We start from the raw sequence: 19,911 nt of genomic DNA on the forward strand, positions 1-19,911 counted from the left end.
AGACCCGATGACCAACGACGAGAAGCTGCTCTCCTACCTCAAGCGGGTCTCCGCCGATCTGGCCCAGACCCGGCAACGGCTGCACGAGGTGGAGACCCAGGACCGGGAACCCATCGCCATCGTCGGAATGGGCTGCCGCTTCCCCGGCGGCGTGAGCACGCCGGAGGAGTTCTGGCGGCTCGTCCACGACGGCACCGACGCCATCGGTGACTTCCCCGACGACCGGGGCTGGGACGTCGGGACGCTCTACGACCCCGACCCGGACGCCACCGGCAAGACGTACGTCACGCGCGGTGGATTCCTGGACGACGCGGCCGGGTTCGAGCCGGACTTCTTCGGCATCAGCCCCCGCGAGGCCGTCGCGATGGACCCGCAGCAGCGGCTTCTCCTGGAGGTCTCGTGGGAGGCCCTGGAACGGGCCCGGATAGCCCCCGACGCGGCGCACGGCGCCCGGGTCGGGGTGTTCGCCGGAACCAACGGCCAGGACTACAAGGACCTGTTGGCCCGGATGCCGGAGGACAGCGAGGCCGCCCTCGGCACCGGTGTGCTCGCCGCCGTGATCTCCGGCAGGATCTCGTACACCCTGGGCCTGGAGGGTCCGGCCGTCACCGTCGACACGGCCTGCTCCTCGGCGCTCGTCGCGGTGCACCTGGCCGTCCAGGCGCTGCGCAACAAGGAGTGCACCCTGGCACTCGCGGGAGGCGCGACCGTGATGTCGACGCCGAACAACTTCATCGCCTTCTCCCGGCAGCGCGGCCTCGCGGCCGACGGTGCCAGCAAGTCCTTCGCGGACGCGGCGGACGGCACCAGCTGGGGCGAGGGCGCGGGCATGCTCGTGCTGGAGCGGCTCTCCGACGCCCGTCGCAACGGCCATGAGGTACTGGCCGTCGTGCGTGGCTCCGCCGTCAACCAGGACGGTGCGTCCAACGGCCTCACCGCGCCCAACGGGCCGTCCCAGCAGCGCGTCATCCGGGCCGCGCTGGCCGGGGCACAGCTCACCACCGCCGACGTCGACCTGCTGGAGGCGCACGGCACCGGCACCACGCTGGGCGACCCCATCGAGGCGCAGGCGCTGCTCGCGACGTACGGGCAGGGCAGGTCCGAGGACGCTCCGCTGTGGCTCGGCTCGGTCAAGTCGAACATCGGTCACACCCAGGCCGCCGCCGGTGTCGCGGGCATCATCAAGGCCGTCATGGCGATGCGCCACCGCGTCCTGCCGAAGTCGCTGTACGCCGACGAGCCGTCCACCAAGGTCGACTGGGACCGGGGCAACGTCCGGCTGCTGACGGAGAACCGGCCCTGGGCCGACCCCGGGCGCCCCCGCCGGGCCGCGGTCTCCTCCTTCGGCGCCAGCGGCACCAACGCCCACACCATCCTGGAGGAGCCCCCCGCCGCGGAGGCGACGGACGCCGAGCCGGAGCCGCGCACCGCGCCGCCGCTGGTGCCGTGGGTGCTCACCGGCCGCACCGAGCAGGCCCTGCGGGAGCAGGCCGCGCGGCTGGCCGCCGTCGTCGGCGACGCCGACCCGGTGGACGTGGCGCACTCCCTCGTCGCCACCCGTACCGCCCACCAGTACCGGTCCGTCGTCCTCGGCTCCGACCGGGACGCGCTCGTCGCGGCCACGACCGGGGTCGCCGAGGGCGGCCGGGGCGCCGCGGCGGGACGGGTCCGCAAGGGGCAGACGGCCTTCCTGTTCACCGGGCAGGGCGCGCAGCGTGCCGGTATGGGCCGCGAACTCCACCGGGACTTCCCGGTGTTCGCGCAGACCTTCGACGAGATCTGTGCCCTGTTCGGTGACGACGTGCCCGACCTGCGCGACCTCGTCCTCGGCACCGACGTACCCGGTACCGACGTGTCCGGTACCGACCCCGAGCCGCTGAACCGCACCTCCCGCACCCAGGCCGCGCTGTTCGCCTTCGAGGTCGCCCTGTACCGCCTGGTCGCCTCCTGGGGCCTGGCCCCCGACTACCTGGCCGGGCACTCCATCGGCGAGATCGCCGCCGCCCACGTGGCGGGCGTCCTGGACCTGAAGGACGCGACCACCCTCGTCGCCGCCCGGGGCGCTCTGATGCAGGCGCTGCCCGAGGGCGGCGCGATGATCGCCGTACGCGCCACCGAGGACGAGGTCCGTCCGCTGCTCACCGAGAACGTCGGCATCGCCGCCGTCAACGGCCCCGCCTCCGTGGTGATCTCCGGTGACTCCGCCGAGGCCGAGGCCGTGGCCGCGCACTTCGGCAAGAGCCGACGGCTGAAGGTCTCGCACGCCTTCCACTCGCCTCTGATGGAGCCGATGCTGGCCGACTTCCGGTCGGTCGTCGCCACCCTCACCTTCCACCCGGCCACCGTCCCGGTCGTCTCCAACGTCACGGGGGCCCTCGCCACCCAGGACATCGCCACCCCCGACTACTGGGTGCGGCACGTGCGCGAGGCGGTCCGCTTCCACGACGGGATCCGCGCCCTCGCCGCCGCCGGCGTCACCCGCTTCCTCGAAATCGGGCCGGACGCCGTCCTCACCGCCATGGCCCGCGAGTGCCTCACCGTCGACGGCACGGCCACCGACGCCGTGCTCGCCGCCGCGTCCCGCCGCGAGCGCGACGAGACCGAGACGCTGCTCACCGCCGTCGCCCAGATGTACGTGGGCGGCGCGTTGGTGGACTGGACCGCGCTGTACACCGGCGCCCGCACCCTCGACCTGCCCACCACCGCGTTCCAGCGCGAACGGTTCTGGCCCGAAACGGCCGCGGTGGTCGGCGACGTCGGCTCCGCGGGCCTGGACCCGGCCGACCACCCGCTGCTCGGCGCCGCCACGATGCTCGCCGCGTCCGACGGCGCCGTGCTCACCGGACGGCTGTCGCCGCGCAGCCACCCGTGGCTCGCCGACCACGTCGTCGGCGGGTCCGTCGTGGTCCCCGGCACCGCCATGGTCGAACTCGCCGTCCGGGCGGGCGACCAGGTCGGCTGCGGCCACCTCGAAGAACTCACCCTGGAAGTACCGCTCGTGCTGCCCGAGGACGACGGGATGCGCGTCCAGGTCGCCGTGGGCGTCCCCGACACGTCCGGCTCCCGCACGGTTCACGTGTACGCCCGCCAGGAGAGCCTGCCCGCCGACGAACCGTGGACCCTGCACGCCTCCGGCCTGCTCGGCACCGGCATCGGCGCACCCGGCAGCCGCCTGGACGTCTGGCCCCCCGAGGACGCCGAGGCCCTGGACACCACCGGCCTCTACGAACGGCACGCCGAGGCGGGCCTGGAGTACGGCCCGACCTTCCGGGCCCTGACCGCCGCCTGGCGGCGCGGCGAGGAAGTCTTCGCCGAGGTACGGCTGCCCGAGCGGCCCGCCGCCGACGCGCCCCGCTTCGGCCTGCACCCGGCCGCCTTCGACGCCGCCCTGCACGCGCTGGCGCTGCTCGGCGACGGCTCCGCCGACGACACCGCCCGGCTGCCCTTCCTCTTCGAGGGCGTCACCCTGCACGCCGCCGGAGCCTCCGTCCTGCGCGCCCGGCTCGTGCCGACCGGCACCGACGCCTTCGCCGTCGACCTGGCCGACGCCACCGGCGCACCCGTCGCCACCGTGGCCTCCCTCGCGGCTCGCCCGCTCACCAACCTGCGCGCGGCCCGCGACACCACCGCCGACGCCCTGTTCACCCTCGGCTGGCAGCCGCTGCCCCTGGAGACCGACGCCCCCGACGCCGGGCACCGGGTGCTGCACAGCACCCCGGGTTCGGACCAGGACGCCGTGCGTGCGGCGCTGCACACCGCGCTCGCGGCCCTCCAGGAGGACGACCCGCGCCCGCTGGCCGTCGTCACCCGAGGCGCCGTGAGCGTCGCCGGGGAGGACGTGGCCGACCTGGCCGGTGCCGCCGTGTGGGGACTCGTACGGTCCGCGCAGTCGGAGAACCCGGACCGGTTCACGCTGGTCGACCTCGAACCGGGTGCGGACGCGGGCACCGTCCTGTCCGCCGTCCTCACCTCCGGCGAACCGCAGGTCGCCGTACGCGCCGGTGCGGCCCGCGCCGCACGCCTCGTGCGCGCCGAACTGCCCGACGAGGCACCGGACGTCGCCCTCGACCCGGAGGGCACCGTGCTCCTCACGGGTGCCACCGGCGGCCTCGGCCCGGTGCTCGCCCGCCATCTCGTCACCTCCTACGGCGTCCGCCACCTCGCCCTGCTCAGCCGTTCGGGCCGGGCCGACGGGCTGATCGCCGAACTCGCCGCCCTCGGTGCCACGGCGACCGCCCACGCCTGCGACGTCGCCGACCGGGACGCCCTCGCCGCCGTACTGGCCGCCGTCCCGGCCGCACACCCGCTGACCGCAGTCGTGCACGCGGCGGGCGTGCTGGACGACGGGGTGATCACCTCGCTCACCCCCGAGCGCGTCGACGCGGTCCTCGCGCCCAAGGCGCTCGGCGCCCTGCACCTGCACGAACTGACCTCGGGCCTCGCGGCGTTCGTGATGTTCTCGTCCGTCGCCGGTACCGTCGGCGCCCCGGGCCAGGGCAACTACGCCGCCGCCAACGCCTTCCTGGACGCTCTCGCCGCCCACCGCCGGGCCCAGGGGGCGCCCGCCCTGTCGCTGGCCTGGGGCCCGTGGGCCCCGTCCGGGGGCATGACCAGCTCCCTCGACGCGGCCGACCACGCCCGGATGGCGCGCGGTGGCATGAGCGCCCTGTCGGCCGAGGAGGGCACCGCGCTCTTCGACCTGTCGGTACGCGCCGGGCGGCCCACCGTGGTGCCGGTCCGGCTCGACCTGCCCGCGCTGCGTGCCCAGGGCGCCGCTCTCGCACCCGTCCTGCGTGCCCTCGCGGGCCGCCCGGCCCGTCGGGAGGCCGCCGCCGTGGGCGTCGGCGCCGACTTCGCCGAACGGATGGCCGTCCTCGGCGACGCGGAGCGCGCCGAGGCACTGCTGCACACCGTCCGCGCCCACGTGGCCGGAGTGCTCGGCCACGCGAACCCGGAGGGCGTGGAGACCGACCGGGCCTTCAAGGACCTCGGCTTCGACTCGCTCGCCGCGATCGAACTGCGCAACTCGCTGATCGCGGAGACCGGGCAGCGGCTGTCCGCGACCCTCGTCTTCGACCACCCGTCGCCCGAGGCGCTCGCCACCTACCTCGGCACCCTGCTCGGCGGCGCCGCGACCGGGGCACGCCCCGGCCGCACCCGCAGCAGGTCCCGGGCGGACGAGCCCCTGGCGATCGTGGGTCTGGCCTGCCGCTACCCGGGCGACGTCCGCACCCCGGACGACCTGTGGCGGCTCGTCGCCGACGGCGCCGACGCCATCAGCCCCTTCCCCGGCAACCGGGGCTGGGACGTCGACCGGATCGTCGACCCCACCCGGCAGCGCCCCGACACCTCCTACGTGGGCGAGGGCGGGTTCCTGCACGACGCGGGAGCGTTCGACGCCCCGTTCTTCGGCATCAGCCCCAAGGAAGCCCTGGTCATGGACCCCCAGCAGCGGCTGCTGCTGGAGGAGTCCTGGAAGGCGCTGGAGCACGCGGGCATCGACCCGCACAGCCTCAAGGGCAGCCGCACCGGCGTGTTCGCGGGCGTCCAGTACCACGACTACTTCGGCAGCTTCGGCTCCGGCAGCATCATCTCCGGCCGGGTCGCCTACACCCTGGGCCTCGAAGGTCCTTCGCTCTCCGTCGACACAGCCTGCTCCTCGTCGCTCGTCGCGCTGCACCTCGCCGCCCAGTCGCTCCGGCAGGGCGAGTCCGACCTCGCGCTGGTCGGCGGTGTCGCCGTGATGGCCACTCCGGAGACGTTCATCGAGTTCAGCAGGCAGGGCGCGCTCGCCCCCGACGCCCGTACCCGTGCCTTCGCGGACGCCGCGGGCGGCACCGTGTGGGGCGAGGGCGTCGGCGTCATGGTCGTGGAGCGGCTCTCCGACGCCCGTCGCAACGGCCATGAGGTACTGGCCGTCGTGCGCGGCTCCGCCGTCAACCAGGACGGCGCGTCCAACGGCCTCACCGCCCCCAACGGCCCCTCCCAGGAACGCGTCGTCCTCGAAGCGCTGGCGAACGCGCGGCTCACCACCGCCGACGTGGACGTGGTGGAGGCGCACGGCACCGGCACCACGCTGGGCGACCCCATCGAGGCGCAGGCGCTGCTCGCGACGTACGGGCAGGGCAGGTCCGACGACGCTCCGCTGTGGCTCGGCTCGGTCAAGTCCAACATCGGTCACACCCAGGCCGCCGCCGGTGTCGCCGGTGTCATCAAGATGGTCATGGCGATGCGCCACGGCGTCCTGCCGAAGTCCCTGCACGTGGACCGGCCGTCCACCAAGGTGGACTGGGACGCCGGGAACGTACGGGTGCTGGCGGAACAGCACGACTGGCCGGAACACGGCCGTCCGCGCAGGGCCGGTGTGTCCTCGTTCGGGATCAGCGGCACCAACGCCCACATCATCCTCGAACAGGCCCCCGCCGCGCCCGCCGCGGAGCCCCGGCCCACCACTACGGACCTCACGGTGCCGTGGCTGCTCACGGCGAAGAACCCGGCCGCCCTCGCCGCCCAGGCCGCCACGCTCCTCGGGCACCTCGACACCCACCCGGAACTCGACCCGTCCGACATCGGCTGGACCCTGGCCACCAGCCGCGCCCGGTTCGCCCACCGTGCGTCGATCACCGGCGCCGGTACGGCCGAACTGCGCGGCGCCCTGGCCGCGTTGGCCGACGGCACCACCGCCCGCGGCCTCGCCGAGGGCGAGGCTCCCGGCCGCGCCCGGCCCGTGTTCGTCTTCCCCGGCCAGGGCTCCCAGTGGTCCGGCATGGCCGTCCGGCTCATCGAGGAGTCCCCCGTGTTCGCGGGCCGCATGGCCGAGTGCGCCTCGGCCCTGGAGCCGTACACCGACTGGGACTTCGGGACGGAGCTGCGCGGCGGACTCGACCGCGTGGACGTCGTCCAGCCGCTCCTGTGGGCCGTGATGGTGTCCCTCGCGCACACCTGGAGCGAGTTCGGTGTCGCCCCGGCCGCCGTGATCGGGCACTCCCAGGGCGAGATCGCCGCCGCCTGCGCGATCGGCGCCCTGACCCTCCAGGACGGCGCCCGCGTCGTCGCGCTGCGCTCCCGCGCCATCGCCGAGCTGCTGTCCGGCTCGGGCGGCATGATGTCCGTCGGCGAAGGCGCCGACGCGGTCCGCGCCCGGCTCGCCGCCTGGGACGGCCGACTGTCGGTCGCCGCCGTCAACGGCGCCGCCTCCACAGTGGTGTCCGGCGACTCCGACGCCCTCGACGAACTCCTCGACCAGCTGCGCGAGGAGAAGGTCCGCGCCAAGCGCCTGCCCGTGGACTACGCCTCCCACAGCGCCCACGTCGAGACCCTGCGCGAGCGCCTCGCCGACGACCTCGCCGGCATCGTGCCGCGCGCCTCCCAGGTGCCGTTCTACTCGACGGTCACCGGCGCCCCGATCGACACCGCCGAACTCGGCAGCGACTACTGGTACACCAACCTGCGCACCACCGTGCACTTCGAGCAGGCGGTACTCGCCGCCGTCGCCGACGGGCACCACCTGTTCGTCGAGTCCAGCCCCCACCCGGTGCTGACCGTCGGCATCCAGGAGACCGACGACACCGTCGCCGCCGTGGGCTCCCTGCGCCGCGACGACGGCGGCCGGGACCGGCTGCTCACCGCGCTCGGAGAAGCCTTCACCCGGGGTGCGAGCGTCGACTGGACCGCCGTCGCCGAGGGCCGCCGCCCGCGTCGCGTCGTCCTCCCCGGCTACTCCTTCCAGCACGAGTGGTACTGGCTCGACTCCACGGCGACCGGCGCCGACGTCACCTCCGCCGGACTCGACCCCACCGGCCACGCCCTGCTCGGTGCCGCCGTGGTCCGCGCCGACAGCGAGGGGGCCGTCCTCACCGGACGCCTGTCGCCCTCCACCCACCCCTGGCTGGAGGACCACCGCGTCGGCGGCGTGCTGCTCTTTCCCGGCACGGGCCACCTGGAGCTCGCGCTGCGCGCCGGGGACCAGGTCGGCTGCGGCGACATCGTCGAACTCACCCTGGACACCCCCCTGGTCCTGCCCGACCACGGCGCCGTCCAGCTCCAGGTCGTCGTCGGCACGCCCGCAGGAGAGACCCGCCCGGTCAGCATCTGGTCGCGTCCCGAGAGCCCCGAAGAGGACCTGCCGTGGACCCGGCACGCCGAGGGCCTCCTCGCCCCGACCGGCACCCTCCCCGTGACCGCCGAGCCGTTCGCCGCCTGGCCCCCGCAGGGCGCCGAAGCGATACCGCTCGACGGCCTGTACGACGAGCTCGCCGCCCTCGGCCTCGGCTACGGCCCCCTGTTCCAGGGCCTGCGGGCCGCCTGGCGTACCGACGACGGTCTGTACGCGGAGGTCGCGAGCGACGCGGCCCCCGACGGGTTCGGTCTGCACCCGGCCCTGTCGGACGCCGTCCTGCACACCGTCGGCCTGACCGACGCGGCGGGCGACGAGGCCCTGCTGCCGTTCGCCTGGTCCGGAGTGCGCCTGCACGCGGCGGGCGCCACCGAACTGCGCGTGCGCGTCCGCTCCACCGGCGAGGGAACCGTCACCCTGACGCTCGCCGACCCGACGGGCACGCCCGTCGCCACCGTCGACTCGCTCACCCTGCGGCCTTTGCGGACCGGGGCACTGGCCGCCGCGTCCCGCACGGCCCGCGCGGGCGCCCTGTACCGCGTCGGCTGGGTGCCCGCACCGTCCGTCACGGCGACCGTTGCCCTGCCGGAGGTCCTGCGCGCCCCGGCCGGGGTGAGCGCCGCCGAGACCCGTACGGCGGTCGACACCGTGCTCGGCGAGCTGCGGACGCGGCTCGCCGACGAGCACCTCACGGACACCACCCTGGTCGTCGTCACCGGCACCGACCCGGCCGGAGCCGCCGTCGGCGGCCTGATCCGGTCCGCGCAGTCGGAGAACCCCGGCCGCATCGTGCTGCTGGAGACCGAGGGGGAGCCGGACGCCGGACGCCTCGCCGAGGCGCTCGCGACCGGGGAACCGCACCTCGCGCTGCGCGACGGCGCCTGGCACGTGCCCCGGCTGGCCCGCGTCGAGACCCCGGACGAGAGCGGGGACACCACCGAGGAGAGCGGCAACACCACCGAGGAGAGCGGCAACACCGGTTCCCTCGGCACCGGCACCGTCCTCATCACCGGTGCGTCCGGCGCTCTCGGCGGGATCCTCGCCCGCCATCTCGTCACCGAGCGGAACGTCCGTCATCTGCTGCTGCTCAGCCGCAGCGGCAACACCGACACCCTGGCGGCCGAACTCGCCGATCTGGGCGCCGAGGCGACGAGCGTCGCCTGCGACGTGGCGGACCGCGCGGCCCTCGCCGATGTCCTGGCCGCCGTACCGGCCGACCGGCCGCTCACCGCCGTGCTCCACGCGGCGGGCGTACTCGCCGACGGCGTACTCACCTCCCTCACACCGGAACGGCTGGACGCGGTGTTCCGGCCGAAGGTCGACGCCGCCTGGAACCTGCACGAACTCACCGAGGGACTGGACCTCTCGGCGTTCGTCCTGTTCTCCTCGTCGGCCGCCACCCTCGGTTCGCCGGGGCAGGCCAACTACGCCGCCGCCAACGCCTATCTCGACGCGCTCGCCGTGCACCGCCGGACCCTCGGCCTGCCCGCGCACTCGCTGGGGTGGGGGCTGTGGGCCCAGGCCGGTGGCATGACCGGCACGCTCGACGAGGCGGACCGTACCCGCATCGCGCGCGGTGGTGTCGCCCCACTGGAGACCGAGGAGGGCGTCGTCCTGTTCGACGCCGCCCTGCGCGGAGCCGATCCGGCGGTGCTGCCCGTGAAGCTGGACCTGGCCTCCCTGCGCGCCCAGGCGGAGGACCTGGCCCCGCTGTTCCGCTCCCTGGTGCCCGTACGCCGTCCCGGCGCGGCCACCGGGCAGAGCACGGCCGGTGGCGGTGACGCGCTGCGGGAGCGGCTCGCCGGGCTGCTGGAGGCGGAGCGCGAGCCGTTCCTCACCGAACTGGTACAGAGCCACGTGGCGGCGATCCTGGGGTATCGCTCCGCGCAGGACGTCGGCCGCACCCTGGCCTTCAGGGAACTCGGCTTCGACTCCCTGGCGGCCGTGGAACTGCGCAACAAGCTCTCCTCGGCGACCGGCCTGCGACTGCCCGCGACCCTGGTCTTCGACCACCCCACCCCCGCCGAACTCACCCGCTACCTGTTCGACGAACTCACCGGCACGCTCGCCGAGGCGACCGTCCGCACCGCCCCCCGCAAGAGCGCCGCCGACGAGCCCGTCGCCATCGTCGGCATGGCCTGCCGTTTCCCCGGCGGCATCGCCTCGCCCGAGGACCTGTGGCGGCTGGTCTTTGAAGGCCGCGACACGGCAGGCGACTTCCCGGCCGACCGGGGCTGGGACGTGGACAACCTCCACGACCCGACGCTGGACCGGCCCGGCACGAGCTACACCCGGCAGGGCTCCTTCCTGTACGACGCCGGAGAGTTCGACCCGGCGTTCTTCGCCATGGACGACGAGGAAGCCCTGGTCACCGACCCTCAGCAGCGGCTGCTCCTGGAGACGTCCTGGGAGGCGCTGGAGCGCGCCTCCATCGACCCGGCCACCCTGCGCGGCTCCGACACCGGCGTCTTCGCGGGCGTCATGTACCACGACTACTTCGGCAGCTTCGGATCCGGCAGCGTGGTCTCCGGACGCGTCGCCTACACCCTCGGCCTGGAGGGCCCGACGCTCAGCGTCGACACGGCCTGCTCCTCGTCGCTCGTGGCGCTGCACCTGGCCGCCCAGGCGCTGCGCGAGGGCGACTGCTCGCTGGCGCTGGCCGGAGGCGTGACCGTCATGGCCACCCCGGGCACCTTCGTGGAGTTCAGCCGGCACCGGGGCCTGTCCCGCGACGGGCGCTGCCGCCCCTTCGCGGACGCCGCCGACGGCACCGGTTTCGGCGAGGGCGCGGGCGTCCTGCTGCTGGAACGGCTCTCCGACGCCCAACGCAACGGCCGCCGGATCCTCGCCGTGCTGCGCGGCACCGCCGTCAACCAGGACGGCGCCTCCAACGGCATCAGCGCCCCCAGCGGCCCCGCACAGCAGCGGGTCATCCGCCGCGCCCTGGAGACCGCCGGCGTTCCCGCCGCCGAGGTCGACGTCGTCGAGGCACACGGCACCGGCACCACCCTCGGCGACCCGATCGAGGCCCAGGCCCTGATCGCCACCTACGGCGCCGAGCACACCGAGGACAGCCCGCTGTGGCTCGGCTCGGTCAAGTCCAACCTCGGCCACACGCAGGCCGCCGCCGGTGTCGCCGGGGTCATCAAGATGATCCAGGCGATCCGCAACGAGACCCTGCCGGCCAGCCTCGGCGTCGACCGGCCCTCCCGGCACGTCGAGTGGGAGGGCGCGGGCGTCCGCCTGCTCACCGAGTCCCGCAGCTGGCCGGACCCGGGACGGCCGCGCCGCGCGGGCATCTCCTCCTTCGGCATCTCCGGCACCAACGCCCACGTGATCGTCGAGGCCGCGCCCGCCGACGGGCCGGCCGAACCGGTCGCACCGCCCACCGCACCGACGACGGACACCGTGCCCTGGCTGCTCTCGGGCCACACCCCCGACGCCCTGCGCGCCCAGGCCGCCCGGCTGCTGGAGCACCTGTCCGCAGCCACCGGCACCGACCCGCACCGGCTCGCCGGAGCGCTCGCCCACGCCCGCACCGGGCTCGCCCACCGGGCGGCCGTCGTCGGCAGCACCCTGGACGAACTCACCGCAGGGGTACGGGCGGTGGCCGAGGGCCGGGCACCCGGGGCCGGGGCCCTCGGCACGGCCACCGAGGGACGGCTCGCCTTCCTCTTCTCCGGCCAGGGCTCGCAGCTGCCGGGCATGGGCACCCGCCTCGCGGCGGAGTTCCCCGCCTTCGCGGCGGCCTTCGACGAGGTCCGGGCACACCTGGACCCGCTGCTCGGCAGGCCGCTCGCCGAGGTGATGGACTCCGCCGAACTGCTGGAGCGCACCGAGTACACCCAGCCCGCCCTGTTCGCGGTCGAAGTGGCCCTGTACCGGCTCCTGGAGTCGTTCGGGGTACGGCCCGACCTGCTCGCCGGGCACTCCGTCGGCGAGTTCGCCGCCGCCCACGTCGCGGGTGTCCTCGGCCTGAAGGACGCCTGCACGCTGATCGTCGCCCGGGGCAGGCTGATGCAGTCCCTGCCCGAGGGCGGCGTGATGATCGCCGTACGCGCCACCGAGGACGAGGTCGCGCCGCTGCTGGGCGAAGGCGTCGGGATCGCCGCCGTCAACGGGCCCACGTCCGTCGTCGTCTCCGGCCCCGCGGGACCGGCCCGCGCCCTGGCCGCCCGGTTCGGGCGCACCAAGGAACTGGCCGTCAGCCACGCCTTCCACTCGGCCCTGATGGAGCCGGTGCTGGCCGAGTTCCGCGAGGTCGCCGAGTCCCTGACCTACGGAACGCTGCGCATCCCCCTGGTGTCCACCCTCACCGGCGCCCCGGCCGCCCCCGACGAGCTGTCCACGCCCGACTACTGGGTGCGGCACGCCCGCGAGGCCGTCCGCTTCGCCGACGCCGTCGGCGCTCTGCACGATGCCGGAGCGCGTCTCTTCGCCGAGGTCGGACCGGGCAACGCGCTCACCTCGGCGGCCGTCGACTGCCTGCCCGACGGGACGGCGGTCGTACCGCTGCTGCGCAAGGACCGCGAGGAGACCGAGGCCCTGCTCACCGGGACCGCCGCCCTGCACGTCCACGGGGGTGCCGTCGACTGGGCGGCCCTGCTGCCCCGTCACGACGGCTCGGACCTGCCCACCTACGCCTTCCAGCGCAGCCGTTACTGGATGACCGGCGACGTCGGTCTGCCCCGCGCGTCGGGGGACCACCCGCTCCTGGGCACCGCTGTCGAACTCGCCGACGCCGACGGCACCCTGTACGTCGGACGGCTGGCACTCGCCGAGCACCCGTGGCTGTCCGACCACCGCGTCGGCGGCGTACCGCTGCTCCCGGGTACGGCGTTCGTGGAGATGGCCCTCGCCGCCGGAGCCGGTCTCGGCTGCGACAGGGTCGAGGACCTGACCGTCACCGAACCGCTGGTCCTGCCCGAGGACGGCGCCGTACGCCTCCAGTGCACGGTCGGCGAACCCGACCCGGCAGGCAACCGCGCCTTCCGCGTCCACGCCGCCACGGGCGAGGGCGACCCGTGGGTCACGCACGCCGCCGGCCTCCTGCGGCCCGCGGAAGAGCGGCCGGACCACGACCTGGCCGCCTGGCCGCCGCCCGGTGCCGAACCGGTCGACCTGGACGGCGTCTACGCACGCCTCGCGGAACTGGGCGCCGAGTACGGGCCCCGCTTCCAGGGCCTGCGCGCCGCCTGGCGGCGCGGCGAGGAGACGTACGCCGAGGTCGCCGTCCCCGCCGACGGAACCGGGTTCGGCCTGCACCCGGCCCTGTTCGACGCCGCCCTGCACGCCATCGGGCTGCGGGCCGGAGCCGAGGAGCGCATGTCGCTGCCCTTCAACTGGAGCGGCGTGGAACTGCACCAGCGGGGCGTGAGCGCCCTCCGGGTGCGGATCACCCCCGCCGGAACCGGCGCGGTACGCATCGAGACCGCCGACGGGACGGGCCGGCCCGTCGCACGGGTGGCGACGCTGTCGCTGCGGGAGGTGGACCCGCAGCGGATCGCCGCCGCCGCGTCGGGCGGGCACGACGACCTGTTCGCTCTCGACTGGTCGCCCGTGTCCGTGCCGGCCGCGCCGCAGGCCGGACTGTGGACCGTCCTGGGCACCGGCCGCGAGGAGCTGGCGGCCGCCATGTCCGGCGAGGTCGCGCAGACCGTCCTCGTGGACGACCTCGCCGAGGCCGCCGCACTGGCCCCCGACACCGTGGTCGTGCTGCACCACGGCGGGGACGCACCGGACGTGGTGCGGGCCGGTCTGCTGCGCCTGCTGGAGCAGGTGCAGGACCTGCTGCTGGACGGCCGGTTCGCGGACAGCACCCTCGTGGTGGTCACCCGGGGCGCCACCGGCCCCGGCGAGGTCACCGACCCCGGTGCCGCCGCCGCGTGGGGCCTGATCCGCTCCGCGCAGTCCGAGCACCCCGGCCGGCTGGTCATCGCCGACCTCGACGACTCGGACGCCTCGCGCCGTCTGCTCCCCTCCGCCGTCGCCTGCGGAGAGCCCCAACTGGCGCTGCGCGAGGGCGCGGTGAGCGTCCCCCGGCTGGTGCGGGCGCCGCGCCTGGCCGAGCCCGCCCCGGCCGACTGGTCCGGCGGTGTGCTCCTCACCGGCGGCACTGGCGCCCTGGGCCGGCTCGTCGCCCGGCACCTGGTCACCGAGCACGGTGCGGAGCGCCTGGTACTGCTCAGCCGAGGCGGGCCCGAAGCACCCGGTGCGGCCGAGCTCCGCGGGGAGCTGACCGGGCTCGGCGCGGAGGTGACCGTCGTCGCCTGCGACGCGGCGGACCGCGACGCCCTCGCCCGGGTACTGGACGAGCACCCGGTCTCCGCCGTGGTGCACACCGCGGGCGTCCTCGCCGACGCCGTGCTGACCTCGCTGGAACCCGACCGGCTGGACGCCGTACTGCGGCCCAAGCTCGACGCGGCCTGGCACCTGCACGAACTCACCCGGGAACGCCCGCTGACCGCGTTCGTCCTCTTCTCCTCGGCGGCCGGTCTTCTCGGCGGCCCGGGGCAGTCCGGGTACGCCGCCGCCAACACCTTCCTGGACGCGCTCGCCGCCCACCGCAGGTCGCTCGGTCTGCCCGGCGCCTCCCTCGCCTGGGGCGCCTGGTCGGGCAGTGGCGGCATGGCCGACCGGCTCGACGACACCGACACCCGCCGGATGGCCTCCGGCGGAGTCCTGGCCCTGGACGCCGGGGAGGGTCTCGCCCTGTTCGACACGAGTGTGGGCCGGGCCGAACCCGTACTGCTGGCTGCCCGCCTGGACCTCGCCCCGCGCGAGGCCGGCACGGTCGCCCCGTTGCTGCGCTCCCTGGTGCGCGAGCCGCGCCGGACCGGGCCCACGGCGTCGGGTGCCGCTACCGCGCTGCGCCGCGAACTGGCCGAGGTCACCCCCGAGGAGAGGGCGGAACGGCTGCTGCGGCTGGTGCGGGACGAGGCCAGGACCGTACTCGGCATCGAGGACTTCGACGCCGAACTCCCCTTCAAGGACCTCGGCTTCGACTCGCTGACCGCCGTCGAGTTCCGCAACCGGCTCAACGAGGCCACCGGCCTGCGGCTGACCGCGACGCTCGTCTTCGACCACCCCAGCCCGCTCGCGCTCACCGAGCACCTCGGTGCCGAACTGGCGCCGAAGAACGGTGGGACGAGGAGCACCGAGGGGGACGAGGAGGACATGCTCCGGGCGGCCCTCGCCGCCGTACCGGTGTCCCGGCTGCGTGAGGCAGGGCTCCTGGACGGTCTGCTCGAACTCGCCGGACTGCGGCCCGCGCAGGACCCGGCGGAGGCCGCCGGGCCCCGCCGCGTGTCGATCGACGCGATGGACGCCGAGAGCCTGATCAGCATGGCGCTCGACGATCTCGATCTCGATCTCGACGAGGACGACGCCCTGTGACGAAGCCCGCGACGAAGCCCGCGACGAAGCCCGCGACGAAGCCCGCGGCGAAGTCCGTGACGAAGCCGGTGACGAAGTCCGTGACGAAGCCCGCGACAAGGAAGACAACCATGGTCGAGTCCGAGAACCCGGACACCAGGATGGTCGAGGCCCTGCGGACCTCGCTCAAGGAGATCGAGCGGCTGCGGGAGCGCAACCGTGCGCTGACCGCGGCAGCCCGGGAACCGATCGCGATCGTCGGCATGGCCTGCCGCTACCCGGGCGGAGTCCGCTCCCCCGAGGACCTGTGGCAGCTCCTGGCGGACGGCGGCGAGGGCATCACCGCGTTCCCCGACGACCGGGGCTGGGACCCCGGCCTGTACGACCCGACGCCGGGCGTACCCGGCCGCTCCACCACCGGGCAGGGCGGATTCCTGCACGACGCGGGCGACTTCGACGCGGGGTTCTTCGGCATCGGCCCCAACGAGGCCCTCGTCATGGACCCGCAGCAGCGGCTGCTCCTGGAGAACTCCTGGGAGGCCCTGGAGAACGCCGGCATCGACCCCGTCTCGCTGCGCGGCAGCCGCACGGGCGTGTTCGCGGGCGTGATGTACCACGACTACTTCGGCAGCTTCGGCTCCGGCAGCATCGTCTCGGGCCGGGTCGCCTACACCCTCGGCCTGGAGGGCCCGACGCTCAGTGTCGACACGGCCTGCTCCTCGTCGCTGGTCACCCTGCACCTGGCCGCGCAGTCGCTCCGGCAGGGCGAGTGCACGCTGGCGCTGGCCGGGGGAGTGACGGTGATGGCTTCGCCGGGCACCTACGTCGAGTTCAGCAGGCAGGGCGCCCTCTCCCCGGACGGCCGCTGCCGCTCCTTCGCCGAAGGCGCCGACGGCACCGGCTTCTCCGAGGGCGTGGGGATGCTCGTTCTTGAGCGGCTGTCGGACGCGCGGCGTCTCGGGCATCAGGTGCTGGCGGTGGTACGGGGCTCCGCGGTGAACCAGGACGGTGCCTCGAACGGTCTGACGGCGCCGAACGGTCCCTCGCAACAGCGGGTGATCCGGCAGGCGTTGGGCGTGGCGGGGCTGTCGCCCGCCGATGTTGACGTGGTCGAGGCGCACGGCACGGGGACGGCGTTGGGCGACCCGATTGAGGCGCAGGCGCTGCTGGCCACGTACGGACAGGACCGTGAGGTGCCGCTCTGGCTGGGGTCGGTGAAGTCGAACGTGGGGCATACGCAGGCGGCCGCGGGTGTCGCGGGCGTCATCAAGATGGTGATGGCGATGCGGCACGGGGTGTTGCCGAGGACGCTGCATGCGCAGGAACCGTCGTCGAAGGTGGACTGGGACGCGGGGAAGGTGCGCCTCCTGGTCGAGGAACAGCCGTGGGGGGCGACGGGGCGTCCGCGTCGGGCGGGTGTGTCGTCGTTCGGCATCAGTGGCACCAACGCCCACACCATCATCGAAGAGGCACCGTCCGCCGATGGCGAGGTCCTCGCGGAGGCCGAGCCCGACGCCCCGGTGACCCTCTGGCCGCTCTCCGCCCGGTCCGCACAGGCCCTCCCGGCGCAGGCCGGACGTCTGTACGACTACCTGAGGGAACGGCCCGCACTGCATCCCTCGGCCGTCGCCCGCGCCCTCGGCACCCGGCGCTCCGCCTTCGGCCACCGCGCCGCCGTCTTCGGCACCGGCCAGGAGCAGCTGCTGGCCGGTCTGCGTGCCCTCGCCGACGCGGCGCCCACCCCCACGGCGGTGACCGGCAGGTCCCGCGCCGGGACGCGCACGGCGTTCCTGTTCACCGGCCAGGGCTCCCAGCGCCCCGGCATGGGCCTCGAACTGCGCGCCCGGTACCCGGTGTTCGCCGAGGCGTACGACGCGGTCGACGCCCGCCTCGGTCTCGGTCTGGCCGAGCTGCTCGCGGGCGACGGAGCCGACGTCGTCCACCGCACGCGGTACGCGCAGGCCGCGCTGTTCGCCTTCGAGGTGGCCATGTTCCGGCTGCTGGAGTCGTTCGGGGTGCGTCCCGACCTGCTTGCCGGACACTCCGTCGGGGAACTCGCCGCGGCTCATGTGGCGGGGGTGCTCGACCTGGACGACGCCTGCACGCTGGTCGCCGCCCGGGGCGCTCTGATGCAGGCGCTGCCCGAGGGCGGCGCGATGGTCGCCGTGGAGGCGACCGAGGAGCAGGTGAGGACTCGGCTGGACGGCCGGGTCGGGCTCGCCGCGGTCAACGGCCCGAACGCCGTGGTGCTTTCGGGTGAGGAGGAGGCGGTGCTCGCCGCCGCCGAGGGCTTCGGCAGGAGCAAGCGGCTCGTCGTCTCGCACGCCTTCCACTCCCCCCTGATGGACGGCATGCTCGACGAATTCCGGGCCGTGGCCGAGAAGCTGACGTTCCACGAGCCCAGGATCCCGATCGTGTCGACCCTCACCGGGAAACTCGCCGACGGCGAGCAGCTGCGCGACCCCGGCTACTGGGTGCGGCACGTGCGGGAGACGGTCCGGTTCGCCGACGCCGTGGACTCCCTCGCCGCCTCGGGCGCCGGGCGCTTCGTCGAGCTCGGTCCTGACGCCGTACTGACCGGAATGGCCCGTACCTGCGTCGGGGACGACGGTACGGTCCTGGTCGCTCTCGGCCGCCGCAAGGGCAGCGAGACGACGGCTCTGGCGGCGGGTCTCGCCCGGCTGTACACCGACGGTCTCGCCCCCGACTGGGCCGCGCTCTTCCCCGGTACGGCCCGCGCCGAACTTCCCACCTACGCGTTCCGGCACGAGCGGTACTGGCTGAACGCGGAGGTGGCCCTCACCGTCGGAGCGCTCGCCGAGCCGGTGCTCCCCGCCACGGGCGCGGCCACCGAGGTGACGCTGGCGAGCGCCGGATCCGTGGAGGCCGGGCCGCTGCGGCGGCGGCTGGCCGAGGCGTCGCCCGACGAGCAGGAGACGCTGCTGACCGAGGTGATCCGCACGCAGGTCGCCTCGGTCCTCGGCCACGCGGGAGCCGAGGCCGTCGAACCCGACGACGTCTTCCTGGAGATCGGCCTGGACTCGGTGTCCGCCGCCGAACTGCGCGGTGCCCTCGGCACCGTCCTGGGCAGCACGCTGCCCGCCGGTGTCATCTTCGACCACCGCACGCCGATCGCCCTCGCCGCAGCGCTGCGCGAGCACCTGGCCGACGGCGGGCGGGCCCCGGCCGGTGCGGACGCCGGCCTCGAATCGATCAGCGGGCTGGTGCGGCGTGCCTCGGCCGACGGGCGGATGGAGCAGGCCGTCCACCTGCTGCGGACCGTGGCCGACATCCTCCCCGGCTTCTCGTCCCTGGCCGAATTCGGCGAGGTACCCGACCCGGTGCGGCTCGCCACCGGCGACGCCGGGCCCCGGCTCGTCTGCCTGCCGTCGCCGATGGCGCTCGGCGGCGCCCACCAGTACGCCCGTTTCGCCCGGCACTTCCAGGGCCGCCGTGACGTCGTGGTGCCCACCGTTCCGGGCTTCGGTCCGGGAGAGGCGCTGCCACGGACGGTGGACGCGGTGGTGGACGTGGTCGTCGAGGGCATCCGCCGGGCCTGCCGGGACGACCGGCCCTACCTCCTCGTCGGCTACTCCTCCGGTGGCCAGTTCGCGCACGCGGCGGCCGAGATCATGGAGAAGGCCGGACGGCCCGCCGAGGGTGTCGTGCTGCTCGACACCTATCTGCCGGGCGACGACGGCAAGGACGACCTCTGGCGGCAGATGTTCGACGGCATGCTCGACCGGGAGTCGTCCTTCGGCGGCTTCGGTACCGCCCGCCTGGCCGCCATGAGCCGCTACAGCGACCTGATCCAGGACTGTCTGCCGGGCGCTCTGACGGCACCTGTGCTGTTCGTCCGGCCCAAGGAGTCGTTCGCGACCGGCACCGGCACCGACGACTGGCGGGCCGACTGGCCCGCCGCGCACGAAGCGGTCGACGTCCCCGGTACGCACTTTACGATTCTGGAGGAATTCGCGGACACCACCGCCGAGGCGGTCGAGACCTGGCCGACCGACGTGGCGGAGAGTGACGCGAAAGCACCGGAATAGTCGAGGTGGCGACGGGACAGTGAGGTCGATCTCTGACCACCCGGCAGGGATCGGCATCGCGGCGGAGTGTGACGGTGGAAACTCCGTTCACGCTCCGCGGCTTCTCCCTTCGCCTACTTCGCGGAAATGCGCAAGCCATGCTTCGGCCTCGCAGTAAATACTGTCCGGATCCACACCTAATCGCATGGCGATTTCCTCTGCGGCCAATTCCGGTTGCCAGTTGCACCGCTGGAGCGCCAGCCACATTGTGGTGCCGCGTGGTCCGCAACGGTGCTGCCTCCCGGTGCGCTGGGAGGCCAGTACCAGATATCCGTCGGGTCTGACCTGCACGGTCAGTTCGTGATCAGGTCGCATCACGTCGCGATCCTCCGC

Annotated in this window: 2 protein-coding genes; both read left to right on the forward strand. The window is 74.4% G+C overall.

What is annotated here, in order from left to right; genetic code table 11:
* The first annotated feature begins 7 nt into the window (after nt 1-7).
* Complete coding sequence (locus OG897_RS01150; RefSeq protein ID WP_266651955.1) at nt 8-15,511, forward strand: type I polyketide synthase; 15,504 nt, start codon at nt 8-10, stop codon at nt 15,509-15,511.
* A 110-nt stretch (nt 15,512-15,621) separates the two neighbouring features.
* Nucleotides 15,622-19,539, forward strand: a complete 3,918-nt coding sequence (locus OG897_RS01155; protein ID WP_266656472.1) for an alpha/beta fold hydrolase — start codon at nt 15,622-15,624, stop codon at nt 19,537-19,539.
* The last annotated feature ends 372 nt before the right edge of the window (nt 19,540-19,911 follow it).

This window comes from Streptomyces sp. NBC_00237 (assembly GCF_026342435.1).
In the GTDB taxonomy this organism is placed as follows: Bacteria; Actinomycetota; Actinomycetes; order Streptomycetales; family Streptomycetaceae; genus Streptomyces.

Bases quoted from the DNA above. Each gene is read 5' to 3' on its own strand.
- OG897_RS01150 (WP_266651955.1), top strand. From the start codon at position 8: ATGACCAACGACGAGAAGCTGCTCTCCTACCTCAAGCGGGTCTCCGCC.
- OG897_RS01155 (WP_266656472.1), top strand. From the start codon at position 15,622: ATGGTCGAGTCCGAGAACCCGGACACCAGGATGGTCGAGGCCCTGCGG.